Source organism: Streptomyces sp. NPDC102259 (assembly GCF_044766465.1).
GTDB lineage: Bacteria > Actinomycetota > Actinomycetes > Streptomycetales > Streptomycetaceae > Streptomyces.
Genome location: NZ_JBIWMA010000004.1, coordinates 297,529 through 313,848 on the forward strand (window position 1 = coordinate 297,529; position 16,320 = coordinate 313,848).

A 16,320-nucleotide genomic window follows, 5' to 3' on the forward strand; every position below is an offset into this window, starting at 1 on the left:
ACACGTGTGGAATCAGAGGTCGTTCGGGCAACGGACGTTTGAGCCGCCGGCGCCTCAGACTCCCTGGGCGGAGGCGCCCACGGACAGGCCGGGATCCCCCGACCGGACACGGACGCCCACCCTCGTCCTGGTCGCCACCAACTGCCCGTCCTGCGGGTAGGCGTGCCAGGTACGCCAGTGCACCTGACCCTCGCTGCGCTGGGCGAGCAGGGCGGTGAAGGCGTGCGGGCTGCCGGGGAAGACGCCGGCGAGGCCGTGCGGGTGCTCGGAGACGAGGGCCAGGAGTTCCTGGGCGCGGCCCGCGAACTGGCCGGGCGAGAGCACCTCGACGCGCGCCGCGAACTCGTACTCCCAGTCGCCGACCCGCTTGGCGACGCCCAGGGGGAGCGGGGTACTGCTGCCGGGGAGGCAGGCCACCGTCTCGGAACAAGAGCCCTGCTCCTCCTCCAGCAGCACCTGGTGCGAGGCGCCGAGCAGTCTCAGCTGCAACTTGGCAGCGGACAGTTCGAGGTCGAGTGTGGCGAGGGCGGGCAACGGCTCTCGCCCCAGGGCCCAGGCGAGATCGGCCGCGCGCGTGTCGGTGTAGGAGGTGTTCAGGGTGGTGAGCATGGATCGGCTCCGCGGAGACGCAAAGAGAGGGGGCAGGTCGGCGCACCCCGGTCGAAGCCGGGAGAACGGCCCTGGTCGGCCCGGTCCGGAAGGTCGTCCGCAGGGGACGTCCGAAGGGGTCCGAGGGGCTGCGTTGGTGGTTTAGAGGGAATCATGAACTGCGGTGGCTCCACAGCGTTTTTACCCAACTTCGTGGGGTTTCCATCCCTCGGGGGGTCCACAGCTCAATTGTTCAACTTTGCCGTACCTCGGGCGGCCCAGGCGTGCATCCACGCGCCCCCCATGAAAGCCGCGAGCGGGGGTAGCCGCTGCAACCGCCACAACCGGTGCGACTGGTACGACCGGCACGACTGGTGGGACTGGTGGGACTGGTGGGATCAGTACAACCGGTACGACCGTACGACCGGTACGACCGCGGAGCCCGTGGTCAGGGTCGGGCCCCGCGGTCCGGATGCGGCTCCCCCCGCGGGGAGCTCAGCTGCCCCGTGTCAGCTGCCTCCGCCGCATCCGCCGCCCCCGCCGCAGGACGATCCGCCCCCGCAGGACGACCCTCCGCCGCAGGAGTGGCCTCCGCCGTGACCGCCGCCGTCGCCGCCGGAGCCGCTGTCGCCTGCCCACCAGCTGCCGCCGGCGGCGGAGCCGCCTCCGCCGCTGTACCGGCGCGCCCGGCCGGCGCGGTGCGACCGCGCGGCGCCGCGCCTGCCGGCGTTGGCGACCAGGGCCGCCACGAACACGATTCCGATCACCGCCAGGATGATGGCGAAGACCATGGCCGTCACCCTCCTTCCGTGTCCCCCGAAGCGGCCCCCCGTGGGCGCCTCGCGTGGCGCCCGAGCGCCGCGTGAACGGGGGATGCCCGTCCGTCTCATCCGCCAAAGCAAAGTTGAGGAACTCCAGAGCTTCGGCGCAGGATGACGGGCATGACCTCCACCGCGCGCCCCTTCCTCAACCGCCGTCTCGCCGAGTTCGGGACCACGATCTTCGCCGAGATGTCCGCCCTGGCCGCGGCGACCGGCGCGATCAACCTGGGGCAGGGCTTCCCCGACACCGACGGCCCCGAGGAGGTCCGCGAGGCGGCCGTGCGGGCGCTGCGGGACGGGCGCGGCAACCAGTACCCGCCGGGCCCCGGCGTGCCCGAGCTGCGCACCGCGATCGCCGACCACCAGCGCCGCCGCTACGGTCTCTCCTTCGACCCGGACACGGAGGTCCTGGTCACCGCGGGCGCCACGGAGGCCATCGCCGCCACCCTGCTCGCGCTGCTGGAGCCCGGCGACGAGGTCGTCGCCCTGGAGCCGTACTACGACTCCTACGCGGCCTGCATCGCGATGGCCGGCGCCTCGCGGGTGCCGGTCACTCTGCGCCCGGATCCCGAGCAGGCCCGTTTCCGCCTCGACCTGGACGAGCTGCGCGACGCGGTCACCGGGCGCACCCGGCTGCTGCTGATCAACACCCCGCACAACCCGACCGGCACGGTCCTCACCCGCGAGGAGCTGACGGCGATCGCCGAGCTGGCGGTGGAGCGGGATCTGCTCGTCGTGACGGACGAGGTGTACGAGCACCTGGTGTTCGACGAGGCCGAGCATGTGCCGCTGGCGACGCTGCCCGGGATGCGGGAGCGGACGGTCACCATCGGCAGCGCGGGCAAGACGTTCTCGTTCACCGGCTGGAAGGTCGGCTGGGTCACGGCGGCGCCCGGACTGGTCACGGCGGTGCGCTCGGCGAAGCAGTTCCTGACGTACGTGTCGTCCGGCCCGTTCCAGTACGCGGTCGCCGAGGCGCTGGCCCTGCCCGACGGCTACTTCGCCGACTTCCGCGCAGACATGCTGGCCAAGCGGGACCTGCTGGCGGCGGGGCTGGCTGACGCCGGTTTCGAGGTCTTCCGCCCGGCCGGCACCTACTTCATCACCACCGACATCCGCTCCCTCGGCGAGAGCGACGGCTTCGCCTTCTGCCGCGCGCTGCCCGAGCGGGCGGGCGTCGTCGCCATCCCGAACGCGGTCTTCTACGACCACAAGGAGACGGGCGCGCCCTTCGTACGGTTCGCGTTCTGCAAGCGCACCGAGGTGCTGACGGACGCGGTGGAACGGCTCCGCAAGGCGTTCGCGCACTGACACAGCCCTGCGGGCCGGTCGCCGCATCCTCGCGTCACGGTCACCATCCGGAGCTTGCCGCACCGCGGGGTCGACGTGCGGTTTCTTGAACGTCGCAGGAGTCGGGGCAGGCGCCGACGCGATCGGGCGCCCGTCCACAGGCTGTGGACGGGCGCCCGATCGGCGTACAGGCGTACAGGCAGGTCGAGGACCTACTCGTCGTCCTCGGCCTTCTCGGAGTTCTCGGCGCCCTCGGTGCCGTCCGCGGGCTTCTCGTCGGCGGCGTCGACCGCCGACTCCAGGCCCAGCTGCTCCACGAGCCACTTGTCGAACTCGATCGCCGCGCGCACCCAGCTCACCGTCGAGGAGACGAAGAGCTCGATGTTCACACCGGCGCCGACCAGCAGCTGCGCCTCGCCGATGAGGCGGACGGTGCCGTCGTCGTGGGTGTGGGTGTAGACCTTCGGCCACAGCGTGCGGCGGTTCCAGTCGTCGATCGACTCGAGCAGCTGCGCCTTGTCGTCGATCCCGTGGGGCCGGTCGTAGAACGTCCGCACCGAGTAGACCGCCTGGTCACCCTCGCCGCGGAACATGAAGTACGTACGGAACTCCTCCCACGGCGCCGCGAGGTCACCCTCGTCGTCGACGACGTACTTCAGCTCCATCTGGTCGAGGAGCTGCTTCACAAGATCCTGATCCGGGACGACGGGGCCCGCCGGTCCACCCTGGGGCTGCGGCTCCTGCTGGCCCCCGAAGTTCGGAATCGAGGACGGGTCGATGCTCACCGTGATTTTCCCTTCGTACGGATCCCGCCATCCTCCCCCATGCGGGGAGGGGGGTGGCAAGCCCAGCAGGGGCCTGTCAGCCCTGAGCTGACATGATCCGGCCTGTTGCGCGAAGGGGCGGTGACGGGTGGAGGGGAATTGCATGGCGAACGGGCGAAGCGAGACCGGTGTGTCGGCGGGGCCGGGACCGAGGGGCCGGACCAGGTGGGGCCTGGTGGCGGCGATCCTGGCCCTGCCGGCGCTGCTGGTGGGCGGCCTGCTGGTGCTGATCGCGGTCTGGCTGCTGACCGACGACGAGGAAGTGGACGGAACCCGGCTGGAGAAGGTGCCCTGCGCCGAGGCGCTGGCGTTCGGCGGAGCCGAGCTGCCGACGGGCGTCGAGGACGCCGAGTGCACGGTGCAGTCCTGGCTGGACACGAACTACCAGGCCGACTTCCGGATGCCACGCGCGGGCTTCGACGCCTGGCTGGCCGACACCTATCCGGAGGCGCCCTCGGCGGGCGGTCCGGGCGCCCAGGCCTGTGTCCAGGGCGCGGACTACTGCTTCCAGTTCGACGTCACCGAGCGCCCCGGGGCTGAGGCCTACTACGTCGACGTGAACGTGACGAACGTGAACGCCGAGACCGTACGGGTGCGGTACTCGGCGTTCACGACGTGACGTGAGCGGGGCACGGGCGTGAGCGGGGGCGTTACAGCGTCTTGTCCAGCGACGACCGCGGCGCCGTCGCCGGCCCCACGATCAGGCCCTCGCCCTCGCCGAAGGTGTCCACCCGGACCGTGTCGCCGTCCTTGACCTCGCCGGCCAGGATCTCCTTGGCGAGCCGGTCGCCGATGGCCGTCTGGACCAGGCGGCGCAGCGGACGGGCGCCGTACGCCGGGTCGTTGCCCTCGTCGGCGAGCCAGGCCAGGGCCGCGTCGGTGACCTCCAGGGTGAGGCGGCGTTCGGCGAGCCGCTTGGCGAGGCGGTCGATCTGGAGGCGGGCGATCCGCTCCAGCTCCTGCTTGTTCAGCGCCGAGAAGACGACCAGGTCGTCGAGCCGGTTGAGGAACTCCGGCTTGAACGAGGCCCTCACCACCTCCAGGACCTGCTCCTTCTTCTCCGCCTCGGTGGACACCGGGTCGACCAGGTACTGGCTGCCGAGGTTCGACGTCAGCACCAGGATGGTGTTGCGGAAGTCGACCGTGCGGCCCTGGCCGTCGGTCAGCCGGCCGTCGTCCAGGACCTGGAGCAGGACGTCGAAGACCTCCGGGTGCGCCTTCTCCACCTCGTCCAGCAGGACCACGCTGTACGGGCGCCTGCGCACCGCCTCCGTGAGCTGGCCGCCCTCCTCGTAGCCGACGTAGCCGGGGGGCGCGCCGACCAGGCGGGCGACGCTGTGCTTCTCGCCGTACTCCGACATGTCGATGCGGATCATGGCCCGCTCGTCGTCGAAGAGGAAGTCGGCGAGGGCCTTGGCCAGCTCGGTCTTGCCGACGCCGGTCGGGCCGAGGAAGAGGAAGGAGCCGGTGGGGCGGTCCGGGTCGGCGATGCCGGCACGGGAGCGGCGGACGGCGTCGGAGACTGCCTGCACCGCTTCCGCCTGGCCGATGAGCCGGCGGCCGATCTCCTCCTCCATGCGCAGCAGCTTCTGCGTCTCGCCCTCCAGGAGGCGGCCCGCGGGGATCCCGGTCCAGGAGGCGACGACGTCGGCGATGTCGTCCGAGCCGACCTCCTCCTTCACCATGGTGTCCTTCGCGGCCTCCTCCTCGGCCTCGGTCGCGGCCTCCAGGTCGCGCTCCAGGGTCGGGATCTCGCCGTACAGCAGCTTGCTGGCGGTGTCGAAGTCGCCGTCGCGCTGGGCGCGTTCGGCCTGGCCGCGCAGTTCGTCGAGCTTCTCCTTCAGCGCGCCGACCCGGTTGAGGGACTGCTTCTCCTTCTCCCAGCGGGCGGTGAGCAGGCGCAGCTCCTCCTCCCGGTCGGCGAGGTCGCGGCGCAGCTTGTCCAGCCGCTCGCGGGAGGCGGCGTCCGTCTCCTTGCTGAGCGCCAGTTCCTCCATCTTCAGCCGGTCCACGGACCGCTGGAGCTCGTCGATCTCGACCGGGGAGGAGTCGATCTCCATCCGGAGGCGGGAGGCCGCCTCGTCGACCAGGTCGATGGCCTTGTCGGGGAGGAAGCGGGAGGTGATGTACCGGTCGGAGAGGGTCGCGGCGGCGACCAGCGCCGCGTCCGCGATCTGCACCTTGTGGTGGGCCTCGTAGCGGCCCTTGAGACCGCGCAGGATCGCGATGGTGTCCTCGACCGACGGCTCCGCCACCAGCACCTGCTGGAAGCGGCGCTCCAGCGCCGGGTCCTTCTCGATCCGCTCCCGGTACTCGTCGAGCGTCGTGGCGCCGACCATGCGCAGCTCACCGCGCGCGAGCATCGGCTTGAGCATGTTGCCGGCGTCCATGGCGGAGTCGCCGCCGGCGCCCGCGCCGACGACCGTGTGCAGCTCGTCGATGAAGGTGATGATCTGTCCGTCGGAGTTCTTGATCTCGGCGAGGACGGTCTTCAGCCGCTCCTCGAACTCGCCCCGGTACTTGGCGCCCGCGACCATCGCGCCGAGGTCGAGCGCGACGAGCCGCTTGTTCCTGAGGGACTCGGGCACGTCGCCCTTGACGATCCGCTGGGCGAGCCCCTCGACGACGGCGGTCTTGCCGACGCCGGGCTCGCCGATGAGGACGGGGTTGTTCTTCGTGCGCCGGGAGAGGACCTGCACGACGCGCCGGATCTCCTGGTCCCGCCCGATGACCGGGTCGAGCTTGCCCTCGCGGGCGGCGGCGGTGAAGTCCGTCCCGAACTTCTCCAGGGCCTTGTACTGCCCCTCGGGGTCGGCGCTGGTCACCCGGCGCCCGCCGCGGGACTTCTGGAAGGCCTCCTGGAGCTTCTTCGGGGTCGCTCCCTGCCGGGCCAGCACGTCACCGGCCTGTCCGCCCTTGGCGGCGATGCCGATGAGCAGGTGCTCGGTCGACAGGTACTCGTCCCCCAGGTCGCGGGCCCGGCTCTGCGCGTCGGCGATGACGGCCAGCAGCTCACGGTTGGGCTGCGGGGGCGCGACGGTGGAGCCGGTCACGCTGGGCAGCGCGCCGAGCACCTTCTCGATCCCGGCCCGCACGGCCGCCTGGTCCGCGTCGACGGCGGCCAGGAGATCGACGATGTTCTCGTTCTCCTGGCCCTGGAGCAGAGCCAGGAGCAGATGGGCGGGGATGAGGTCGGCGTGTCCCTGGGACACGGCCGTGTTGCTGGCCGCGTTGATCGCGTCCCGGCTCCGGTTGGTCAGCTCGGCGTCCACGTTCGCTTTCTCCTCCTGGCGTCAGCGCTCTCCGTATCTGACTCAGTCAGCGTACACAAAGTTGAGTCTATTCCGCTCAAGGTGTGCGGGGGAGTCCGGGAAGGCGTTAGGTTCCGGACCATGGCCGCATACCCCCAGGACCCGGGCGCCCCGGACGCGCCGTATCTCGCCTTCTGGCGCGAACGACACCTGTGCACCCTGACCACACCACGCCGGGACGGCAGCCCGCACGTGGTTCCGGTCGGAGTGACATACGAACCCGGGGCCCGACTCGCTCGGGTCATCGCCGACAAGGGCAGCACGAAGGTGGGCAACGTCCTGGCGGCGGGCCCGGCCGGCGCCCGGGTCGCGGTGTGCCAGGTGGACGGCAAACGCTGGGCCACCCTGGAGGGCAGGGCGTACGTCCGCGGAGAGCCGGACCGGGTCGCGGAGGCGGAGCGCCGGTACGCCGAGCGCTACGGGCGCACGCCGAGCCCGAACCCCTCGCGCGTGGTGATCGAGATCGAGCTGACCCGGGCGATGGGACGCGGGTGAGCCGGCCGACGGGACGGGAGTGACCAAATTCGTCCCCGTCGTTTTTCGGCCAACGCTCAAGCGGGTGCATGTGTGGAAATTTCCCCGCAAATTACAGCGGCGTCACCGTGTTCAGGTCACGGTGACGCCGCTGCGGGGGGAAGCACCTGAGCGATCTGTTACGACGGGGGAATCGCGTCAGGCACTGCGGGGGGTGGCTGAGATGGTCTTCAGGGGCGGGGTCTCGGGCTCGACGAGCCTGTGGTCCCGCTGGTCCAGGTTCACAAAGATCATTCCGTAACGAATGGCGCACCGCACGGGCTGCGGCGCCCCCCGGGGCTTGCGCAGGCACCGGTAGGCCCGTACGTCCTCGTCCTCGTCGCGCGTCACGACCACCGGCTCGCCGAACACCGTCACCATCAGCGAGTCACCACTGTGGGGGATGGCGGTGACCAGGTCGATGAAGTGCCAGCCGGAGCGGTAGGCGGTGGCCATTTCGCGACGGAAGGAGCGGTCGTCGGGTGGAGTGGTCATGACTCGGCGACCCACGTACTGTCGCTGGGAGCGACCCAAGTGCTGTCGCCCGGCACGTCTGCCGCCGTGATCACCCACGTGCTGTCGCGGGGCGCGACCCACGTACTGTCCGCGGGCGCCGCGACGGTCTCGGTACCCGTGCTCCAGGTACTGTCGCGCGCCGTGTCACCCGTCGTTCCCGCAAGGCCACTCAGCGCCCCGAAGGCCAAGGCAGCGGAGAAGGCGGCGGCAAGCGCCGAGCGAAGCATTCTCTTATGCATAGTCGGCTTCGTCCTCATTTGAAGGTCACCTCTCCCCCGTCCACTACGACGATGGCCCATTCGGGCACGTCATGGCCACACAATCGATGCATCATGTTCCTGCACGTTCAGGACCCTGGGGGGTGGAGATTTGACGAAAAATGAGACAAAGCAGACACATCCTCATGCGTCGACTGAGCTGTGCGAGGAAGGTCGCCGTCTCTATGGGAACGCTCTTCGGACGGGCCGCATAGCCCGTGCCGACGTGGAGCCTGCTCCGTGTTTGATGGAGTTCGCCCTGCTTCATGCGGACCCCGACGACGCGAACTGGCTACGTCCGGTGCCCCCGTCGATCGCCCTGTCACAACTGCTCAACCCGATCGAGCGCGAGATCACCCAGCGCAGACGGCTGTCGGTCGAACTCGCCGACGCTTTCGAGCCGTTCATGACCCTCAGCGCCCAGCCGACGCCGACCACGCACTCGATCACGGTGCTGGAGGGCATCGACCGGATCAACGCGGCACTCGATCTGGCCACCTCCCAGTGCCAGACCGAGATGCTCACCGTCCAGCCGAGCCGCCGGCGCCTCGAACACACCCTCGTACAGGGCCTCGAGCGCGACAGACCGCTGATCGATCGCGGCTGTCGGATCCGGACGCTCTACCAGCACACGGCCCGGTACAGCCCCGAGACGCTCGGCTACGTCTCGCAGTTCACCGACGGCAAGGTGGAGTACCGCACCATCGACGAACTCGTGGAGCGGCTCATCATCTGCGACGAGACCGTCGCCTTCATCCCGACCCGGGACGACGGACAGGTCGCCCTCGAACTCCGGCACCCGGGGCTCGTCCGCTACCTGATCAAGGTGTTCGAGTTCATGTGGGGCCGCGCGGTGCCGCTGGCCACCGGGGCGCCCTACGAGACCGCCCCCGACGGCATCACGGACATCCAGCACTCCATCGCCAAGCTCCTCGTCGAGGGGCATGTCGACGAGGCCATAGCCCGCCGGCTGGGCATGAACGTACGCACCTGCCGAGCCCACATAGCGAAACTCGCCACGGCTCTGGGCAGCGGCAGTCGCGCCCAACTCGGCTTCCTCATAGCCCAGTCGGGACTCCTCAAACAGGAACCCTGACCGTGCGGGCGGGCCCGGGACCGAGAACCGGGAACGGCACGCCCGCGCCCCGCCCGTCGTCCGTCGTCCTCGAACAGGAGAGAGATTCGCAGTGAACGCGCCGCCGCACCCCCACCACGGCGTGGAGAACCTGTGCGCCGCCGGCACGAACCTCTACGAGCAGGCCCTGCACGACGGGCGGATCAAGGCCGAGGAGGCCGAGACGGCGGCCCCCTGTCTGCTGTCCTTCGGCCTCCTGCACCCGGTCGTGGACGACCCCCACCAACTCGAACCCGTCTCCCCGGCCCTGGCCCTGCACCGGCTGCTGCGCGCCTCGGGCACCCGCATCGCCGACGAACGGCGCCGCGAGGAACGACTGGCGACCCTCTTCGAACCCCTCATGCGGATCACCGGCAGCCGCACCGCCGCCACGGATTCCGCCTCCCTGCGGCTCCTCAGCGGCACGGACCAGATCAACGGGGCCATCACCGAGGCGACCGCCGAGGCCACCGACGAACTCCTCTGCATCCAGCCCAACGTGCACTACAGCGGGCCGCGCGGCGAGACGGCCCAGACCGTGGCCATGGCTCGCGACCAGGCCCTGCTCGACCGGGGCTGCCGCATCCGCACCCTCTACCAGCACACCCAGCGCCACCAGCCCCTCGTCCTGGCCCGCTACGAGCAGCTGCGGGGCGACGTGGCGGCCCGCACCCTCGACGAGGTCACCGACCGCCTCATCGTCATCGACGGCGCGGTCGCCTTCATCCCCGCCGGCGAGGACGGCCGACTGGCCCTGGAGGTCCGCCACCCGGCCCTCCTCACCTACTTCACCATCACCTTCGACCGCCTCTGGCGGCTGGCCACGCCCATGTACCCGCAGGCGGTGCACCGTCCGTCCCTCAACGGCGTCACCCCCCGACAGCAGGCCATCGCCGCCCTCCTCGTCGAAGGGCACACCGACGCCGTCATCGCCGACCGCCTCGGCATGAACATCCGCACCGCCCGCGTCCACATCGCCAAACTCGCCACCACCCTCGGCAGCGAGAGCCGCGCCCAACTCGGTTACCTCATAGGGCAGTCGGGGATCCTTGACCGGGAACAGCACCGGGACCGGGCGCAGGAGCAGGAGCCGCCGGGTCCGGGCCGGACCCCGGCGCCGGCGCCGGAAGACTGACCGCCGGCGGCCCGGCCCCCGCGGACGGCCGGTCGAGGCCGACCTGCGCGATCCGCACCCCCAGCTGGGTCCGGCTGGCCGCGCCCAGGGTCTCCGAGAGCCGGGCGATGTGCGCGCGGCAGGTGCGGACACTGATGCCCAGGCGCTCGGCGATCACCGCGTCCTGGTGCCCCTCCGCCAGCAGGGCGGCGATGGACTGCTCACGGTGCGAGATGCCCTCGATCCGGGTCTCGGGCAGCGGCGCGGTGAGCGGGATCGCCAGCCGCCACAGCCGCTCGAAGACCGTCACCAGGTAGGAGACCAGGGCCGGGTGACGCAGCTCCAGGGCCATCGTGCGGTCGGTGTTCGCCGGGATGAAGGCCACCGTGCGGTCGAAGAGGATCAGCCGGTCGATGACCTCGTCCAGCGTGCGGGCCTCCACCGCGTCGCCCATCAGCTCCAGATAGGTCAGCAGGCCCTGGCCGTGCCGCGCGACGTGGTTGTAGATGTCCCGCATGCGCACGCCCCGGCCGCGCAGCTCCAGGGCCCGGTGCAGGCCCTCCGACAGCTCGTGCTCACGCCGGATGCCGCCGGGCTGCACGGTGAGGACCTCGGTCGTGCACGCCTCGGTCGCCGCGTCCAGGGCGGCCTGGATGCGGGAGGCGCCGTCCAGGACCCGGATCGCCGCGCCCTCGCCGGCCGCCCCGCCCCGCCCGGGACCGCCCAGGCCCGCGTACCACTCGAAGGCGGCGACCGCCGAGCCCATCCGGCGCCCGCTCGCGCTCACCTCGTCGTACAGACCGCGCAGCAGCCGGGTCATGACCTCCTGCGGGGAGGTCGGCACCAGCCAGTCCATGTCGTCGGGGTCGGGGTGCAGCAGGGCGAGTTCCAGGAGGCAGGGGACCGGTTCGGCGTCGGTCCGCGCCACCCGACCGCGCCGTACAGCCCGGGAATACACGCGATCCCCGGCCTCGCACAGTCGGTCGGCACCGTGTGGATGCTCCTCCGTCCCGTGCCCGGCCATCGCCCATCCCACCCCCGCCGTACGCCTCTTCCGGAGCGCAACTATGCGCGGCCTGGACCAGCTCCGCAACACGGCTGCCCCGGCCGACGCCCGGGAAAACCACCCATCTGTTCCTGTTTCTCCCGGCCTCCTCCCCTCGCACTGCAACAAGCTGACGGTGGTGCGGTGCGTTCGCGACAGTGCATCGTTGATTCCGCTTGCCCCCGGGTGCTCCCCACTCGGGGGAGAGCACAGCCAACCCGGCCGGACCACGGGGGAGTCCGGCCGGGCCCAGGCCACGGGCCACCACGCCCGCAGCGCCCCGGCGGACCCGCCGAGCACCCCGGCACCCGTGCACTTCCGGAAATGCCCGAGTGATCGCGGTGTTACGTCCCGCACTTAACGTCGGGCCATGGCGGACATATTTGACGCGTACGCGCTGGCCGACGCGTGGGACGAGATGTTCGAGCGGCCGGGTGAGGTCAGGACCGCCTACGAGCCGGTACTCGCGGCACTCCAGCCGATCGAACCGGGTGAACTGCGCTTCCGCGCCGACCAGATGGCCCGCGCCTTCACCGACCGCGGGGTGACCTACGCCTTCGCGGGCGAGGAGCGGCCCTGGCCGCTGGACCTGGTGCCCAGGATCCTCGACGCGCTGGAGTGGGATCTCATACAAAGAGGGGTCGCCCAGCGGGTCAGAGCCCTGGAGGCCTATCTCGCCGACGCCTACGGGCCCTGCCGCGCCTTCGAGGACGGTGTCGTCCCCTGGCGGCTGCTGCTGGGCTCCCCGCACTTCCACCGCGCCGCCCACGGCGTCGAACCACCCGGCGGAGTACGCATCCACGTCGCCGGCATCGACCTCGTCCGGGACGAGGCGGGGGACTTCCGGGTGCTCGAGGACAACGTGCGGGTCCCCAGCGGGGTGTCGTACGTCATCGAGAACCGGCGGGCGATGACCCGGGTGTTCCCCTCGCTCTTCGACGGGCAGCACGTCGTGCCGGTGGACGGCTATCCCGCGCGGCTGCTCGCCGCCCTGCGGGCCGCCGCGCCCGAGGGCACCGCGGACCCCCGGGTCGTCGTCCTCACCCCGGGCCCCAGCAACGCCGCCTACTTCGAACACGCCCTGCTGGCACGGCTGATGGGCGTGCAGCTGGTCGAGGGGCACGACCTGGTGGTCCGCAACCACCGGGTGTGGATGCGGACCACCAAGGGCGAGGTCCCGGTCCATGTCGTCTACCGGCGGCTGGACGACGACTTCCTCGACCCGCTCCACTTCCGGCTGGACTCGGTGATCGGCTGCCCGGGCATCATGACCGCGGCCCTGGCCGGCCGGGTCACCCTCGCCAACGCCGTCGGCAACGGCATCGCGGACGACAAGCTGCTGTACACGTACGTCCCGGACCTCATCCGGTACTACCTCGGCGAGGAAGCGATTCTCCCCAACGTGGAGTCGTACCGCCCCGACGAGCCCGGGCAGCTCGAAGCCGTCCTCGACCAGCTCGACCGGCTGGTCGTCAAGCCCGTCGACGGCGCCGGCGGACAGGGCATCGTCATCGGCCCGAAGGCCGACGCCAAAACCCTGGCGAAGACGCGGAAGGCCGTCGCCGCCGACCCGCGCGGCTTCATCGCGCAGCGGCCCGTGGCGCTGTCCACCTCCCCCACCCTCGCGGGTGAACGCATGGCGCCGCGCCACATCGACCTGCGGCCGTTCGCCGTCAACGACGGCACCGACGTCTGGGTGCTGCCCGGCGGACTGACGCGGGTGGCCCTGCAGGAGGGCAACCTGATCGTCAACTCCAGCCAGGGCGGCGGCTCCAAGGACACCTGGGTCCTCGCCGAGGGCCCGGCGGACGGCCCGGCCGCCCTGCCGGCCGACGACGCGCCACCGGCCGTCGCACCCCGCCAGCACGGCCCGGACGGGTCCCCCACCGTCGTACAGGAAGGGGCGCAGCAGCAGTGAACGACGTGATCCTCTCCCGCATAGCGGAAGCGCTGACCTGGACCGGCCGCTACGTCGAACGGGCCGACGCCACCGCGCGCATCCTCGACGCCTACCTCCACCGCATGCTGGAGGACCCCTGGCGCGACGAGGACACGGCCTGCCGGTCGCTGTACGCGATCCTCGGCGTCGACGCGGGCCCCGACACCGACGCGGTCGACATGCAGCAGGTGCTCGACCAGCTGGCCTTCGACTCCCGCTCCACCTGCGCCATCGAGGGCGCGCTGGGCGCCGCCCGGCTGAACGCGCGCAGCGCCCGTGAGGCCGTCTCCTCGGCCATGTGGGAGTGCCTGAACGCCACCTGGCACGCCCTCGCCGACCAGCGCCGCGCGGCCCTCCGTACCGGCCCCTACGGCTATCTGGAGCTCGTCCGCAGCCGCGCGGCCCTCTTCTTCGGGCTCGCGGACTCCACGATGAGCCGCGACGACAGCTGGCGGTTCGTCGTCCTGGGCCGGAGCCTGGAGCGGGTGGACATGACCGTACGGCTGCTGTCGGTGCGCGTCCTGGACGCCGCCCACGCGCCCGACTGGCCGACCCTGCTGAGCGCGTCCGGCGCCGACGAGGCGTACGCGCGCGTGCACGGCGGTTTCGGCGACACCCCGAGAGTGGCCGAGTTCCTGCTCCTGGACCGGGACTTCCCGCGCTCGGCGCTGCACGCGCTGACGACGGCCGAGGAGTGCCTGAGTGCGCTCGGCCGTCCCCGGCAGGACCCGGCCCGCCGTCCCATCGGCCGGCTGCGCACCCGCCTCGAATATCTCGACTCGCCCGCCCTGGAGGATCAACTGCCTTTGCTGCTCGGTGACTTGCAGGCGGCCTGCATGGCGTCGGCGGAGGCGGTGGCGGAGCGGTTCTACCCGTACCAGGGGCCCGTCGTGTGGGCCCAGGAAGGAGCGTGAGCACGATGAGCACCAGGGCCAACACCGCCACCACGGCCACCACCCGCAGGCTCCGCATCCGGCACACGACCCGTGTCTCCTACGCGCAGGCCGCCGTCCTCTCGCACAACGAGGTCCGGATGACCCCCCTCACCCTGCCGGGCCAGACGACGCTGGACTCCCGGGTGACCATCAGCCCGGCGGCCACGACCTGGTCGTACTGGGACTACTGGGGCACCCAGGTCACCGCCTTCGAACTGCTGGACCCGCACGAGGACCTCACGATCACGGCGTCCAGCCTGGTGGAGACGGCCCCGCCGGGCGCGCTGCCGCCGGCCCCGGGGTGGCCGGAGATCGCCGAACACACCGCCGGCTCCCGCCTGCTGGAGTTCGCCGGCCCCACGGTCCGTACGACGGTCCCGCCGAAGCTGGTGAAGAAGGCGAGGAAGGCCGCCGCGGGCCTGGACCCGCACGGGACGGCGGTGGCCGTGTCGGCGATGGTCGCCGACCAGGTGTCCTACCTGCCCGGCGTCACCGGCGTGAACACCTCGGCCGCCGAGGCCTGGGAACAGGGCGCCGGGGTCTGCCAGGACATCGCGCACGTGACGATCGCGCTGCTGCGCGGTCTGGGCCTGCCCACCCGGTACGTCTCCGGCTACCTCCACCCCGAACGGGACGCGGAGCTGCACCGCCCGGTGGCCGGGCAGAGCCACGCCTGGGTCGAGTACTGGGCGGGCGACTGGCACGGCTACGACCCGACGAACCGGACCCGGCCCGACGAGTCCCATGTCGTGGTCGGCCGGGGTCGCGACTACGACGACGTCACCCCGCACAAGGGCATCTACCGCGGCGTGGCCGGCGGCCCCCCGGAGGTGACGGTGGAGTTCACCCGGGTGGCGTGAGCGGCGACGCGGGCGGGCGCGGTCCGGGCGGGCTGTCGGCCCGCCCGGAGTCCGGGGTCCGGCTCAGCCCAGGTCGAGGGCCTGGCAGGCGGCCTTGTACTTGGCGGTGCAGATCTCGGAGACCTTGTAGATGCCGTCGGCGACGATGGTCGACTTGATGTTGCTCTTCGTCAGCGCGACCACGGTCACCAGCTTGGCCGGGATGTCCTTGTCGGTCGGGCTGTCGACCCGGTCGCGGGTCAGGGCGTCGAACTGGATGTCGCGGCCCTGGACCTTCGCGACGGCGGCCTCGGCGGCGGCCTCGGCCTCGCCGGGGTAGGGCTTGTAGACGCTCATGAACTGCTCGCCGCTGATGATGCGCTGCACGGCCGCCAGCTCCGCGTCCTGACCGGTGATCGGGGGCAGGTCGCCGGCGCCGACGCCCGCGGCCTTCAGGGCCTTGATGATGCCGCCGGCCATGGCGTCGTTGGCGGAGTAGACGCCGGCGATGTTGGACGCGCCCAACAGGTTGATCGCCTTCGCCATGTTGGCCTCGGCGATCTCCGGGCTCCACTTGTCGGTGTCGTACGACTTGGCGACCGTGACCCGGCCGCTGAGCTCGCTGAGCGCGCCCGCCTTGAACTGCCCGGCGTTCGGGTCGGTGGGCGAGCCGTTCACCATGACGATCTTGTCGCTCTGCTTGACGTTGGGGATGGCCTCCACGAGGGTGCGGCCCTGCACCTCGCCGACGAGCTCGTTGTCGAAGGAGACGTACCCGGAGATCGGCCCCTGGGCCAGACGGTCGTAGGCGATGACGGGGATGCTCGCGTCCTTCGCCTTCTGCACCATGGCCGCGATCGACTTCGAGTCGACGGCGTCCAGCAGGATGACGTCGACCTTCTCGTCGATCATCTTCTGCATCTGGGTGGTCTGCGTCTTGGCTTCCCCTTCGGCGTTCGCGTACTCGGTCTTGCCCTTGTTCTGGGTGAGCTCCGCGACCTTCTTCTTGATGATGGGGTAGTCGAAGTCCGCGTACCGGGTGTTGGTCTCCTCCGGCATCAGCACGCCCACCGTGATCTCGTTGCTCCGGGTCGGTGTCGCACTGCTGCTGTTCTCCGAGGCTCCCAGCATTCCGCACCCGGCGAGCGACAGGGACATCGTGGAGGCGACCACGGCTATGGCGATACGACGCATTCGGGGGCTCACTTCAGGTG

15 protein-coding genes are annotated in these 16,320 nt (G+C 71.0%); 8 read left to right on the forward strand and 7 right to left on the reverse strand.

All coding sequences use genetic code 11. The features are described 5' to 3' along the window. Nucleotides 1-54: 54 nt before the first annotated feature. Both ACIRPU_RS13205 and ACIRPU_RS13210 read right to left on the reverse strand, forming a co-directional pair. Nucleotides 55-609: a DUF2617 family protein gene (locus ACIRPU_RS13205; protein ID WP_384125580.1), complete on the reverse strand. Its 555-nt coding sequence runs from the start codon at nucleotides 607-609 to the stop codon at nucleotides 55-57. Nucleotides 610-1,097: 488 nt separating this feature from the next. Continuing rightward, nucleotides 1,098-1,379: a hypothetical protein gene (locus tag ACIRPU_RS13210; RefSeq protein ID WP_403865759.1), complete on the reverse strand. Its 282-nt coding sequence runs from the start codon at nucleotides 1,377-1,379 to the stop codon at nucleotides 1,098-1,100. A 141-nt stretch (nucleotides 1,380-1,520) separates the two neighbouring features. Here ACIRPU_RS13210 and ACIRPU_RS13215 point away from each other — a divergent pair, with 141 nt between their 5' ends. Beyond that, nucleotides 1,521-2,720 carry a pyridoxal phosphate-dependent aminotransferase gene (locus tag ACIRPU_RS13215; protein ID WP_403865762.1) on the forward strand — a complete coding sequence of 400 codons (1,200 nt, stop codon included), beginning with the start codon at nucleotides 1,521-1,523 and terminating at the stop codon, nucleotides 2,718-2,720. Nucleotides 2,721-2,911: 191 nt separating this feature from the next. Here the strand turns inward: ACIRPU_RS13215 and ACIRPU_RS13220 are convergent, their stop codons facing one another. Then, nucleotides 2,912-3,484: a YbjN domain-containing protein gene (locus ACIRPU_RS13220; protein ID WP_403865765.1), complete on the reverse strand. Its 573-nt coding sequence runs from the start codon at nucleotides 3,482-3,484 to the stop codon at nucleotides 2,912-2,914. A gap of 142 nt (nucleotides 3,485-3,626) precedes the next feature. Here ACIRPU_RS13220 and ACIRPU_RS13225 point away from each other — a divergent pair, with 142 nt between their 5' ends. After that, complete coding sequence (locus ACIRPU_RS13225) at nucleotides 3,627-4,142, forward strand: hypothetical protein (RefSeq protein WP_403865768.1); 516 nt, start codon at nucleotides 3,627-3,629, stop codon at nucleotides 4,140-4,142. A 31-nt stretch (nucleotides 4,143-4,173) separates the two neighbouring features. On the opposite strand, the gene clpB is transcribed toward ACIRPU_RS13225, so the two are convergent. Continuing rightward, nucleotides 4,174-6,795: an ATP-dependent chaperone ClpB gene (clpB, locus tag ACIRPU_RS13230; protein ID WP_403865771.1), complete on the reverse strand. Its 2,622-nt coding sequence runs from the start codon at nucleotides 6,793-6,795 to the stop codon at nucleotides 4,174-4,176. A gap of 120 nt (nucleotides 6,796-6,915) precedes the next feature. Between clpB and ACIRPU_RS13235 the strand changes: the two genes are divergently transcribed. Further along, complete coding sequence (locus ACIRPU_RS13235; protein ID WP_403865773.1) at nucleotides 6,916-7,329, forward strand: pyridoxamine 5'-phosphate oxidase family protein; 414 nt, start codon at nucleotides 6,916-6,918, stop codon at nucleotides 7,327-7,329. Between the two features lie 177 nt (nucleotides 7,330-7,506). On the opposite strand, the gene ACIRPU_RS13240 is transcribed toward ACIRPU_RS13235, so the two are convergent. Further along, nucleotides 7,507-7,842, reverse strand: a complete 336-nt coding sequence (locus ACIRPU_RS13240) for a hypothetical protein (protein ID WP_054241900.1) — start codon at nucleotides 7,840-7,842, stop codon at nucleotides 7,507-7,509. A gap of 525 nt (nucleotides 7,843-8,367) precedes the next feature. Between ACIRPU_RS13240 and ACIRPU_RS13245 the strand changes: the two genes are divergently transcribed. Both ACIRPU_RS13245 and ACIRPU_RS13250 read left to right on the forward strand, forming a co-directional pair. Further along, complete coding sequence (locus tag ACIRPU_RS13245; RefSeq protein WP_403865777.1) at nucleotides 8,368-9,216, forward strand: helix-turn-helix transcriptional regulator; 849 nt, start codon at nucleotides 8,368-8,370, stop codon at nucleotides 9,214-9,216. Between the two features lie 91 nt (nucleotides 9,217-9,307). Beyond that, nucleotides 9,308-10,369 carry a helix-turn-helix transcriptional regulator gene (locus ACIRPU_RS13250; RefSeq protein WP_403865780.1) on the forward strand — a complete coding sequence of 354 codons (1,062 nt, stop codon included), beginning with the start codon at nucleotides 9,308-9,310 and terminating at the stop codon, nucleotides 10,367-10,369. Here the strand turns inward: ACIRPU_RS13250 and ACIRPU_RS13255 are convergent. Beyond that, on the reverse strand, nucleotides 10,263-11,372 hold the full coding sequence (locus ACIRPU_RS13255) for a LuxR C-terminal-related transcriptional regulator (protein WP_403865783.1): 1,110 nt from the start codon (nucleotides 11,370-11,372) through the stop codon (nucleotides 10,263-10,265). The genes ACIRPU_RS13250 and ACIRPU_RS13255 overlap by 107 nt on opposite strands. Nucleotides 11,373-11,763: 391 nt before the next feature. Between ACIRPU_RS13255 and ACIRPU_RS13260 the strand changes: the two genes are divergently transcribed. From ACIRPU_RS13260 to ACIRPU_RS13270, 3 genes are read left to right on the forward strand one after another with little or no spacing between them, the layout of a single operon-like run. Beyond that, entirely contained in the window at nucleotides 11,764-13,311 is a 1,548-nt protein-coding gene (locus tag ACIRPU_RS13260) for a circularly permuted type 2 ATP-grasp protein (protein WP_403865786.1), read from the forward strand. Beyond that, nucleotides 13,308-14,246 (forward strand): alpha-E domain-containing protein, encoded by a 939-nt coding sequence (locus tag ACIRPU_RS13265; RefSeq protein ID WP_403865789.1) that lies wholly within the window; start codon nucleotides 13,308-13,310, stop codon nucleotides 14,244-14,246. Before ACIRPU_RS13260 ends, ACIRPU_RS13265 begins: the two co-directional genes overlap by 4 nt. Before the next feature lie 5 nt (nucleotides 14,247-14,251). After that, nucleotides 14,252-15,127, forward strand: coding sequence for a transglutaminase N-terminal domain-containing protein (locus ACIRPU_RS13270; RefSeq protein WP_403865792.1), 876 nt, complete (start codon nucleotides 14,252-14,254; stop codon nucleotides 15,125-15,127). Nucleotides 15,128-15,190: 63 nt separating this feature from the next. Here the strand turns inward: ACIRPU_RS13270 and ACIRPU_RS13275 are convergent, their stop codons facing one another. Continuing rightward, nucleotides 15,191-16,300: a sugar ABC transporter substrate-binding protein gene (locus ACIRPU_RS13275; protein WP_403865795.1), complete on the reverse strand. Its 1,110-nt coding sequence runs from the start codon at nucleotides 16,298-16,300 to the stop codon at nucleotides 15,191-15,193. Nucleotides 16,301-16,320 lie beyond the last annotated feature (20 nt).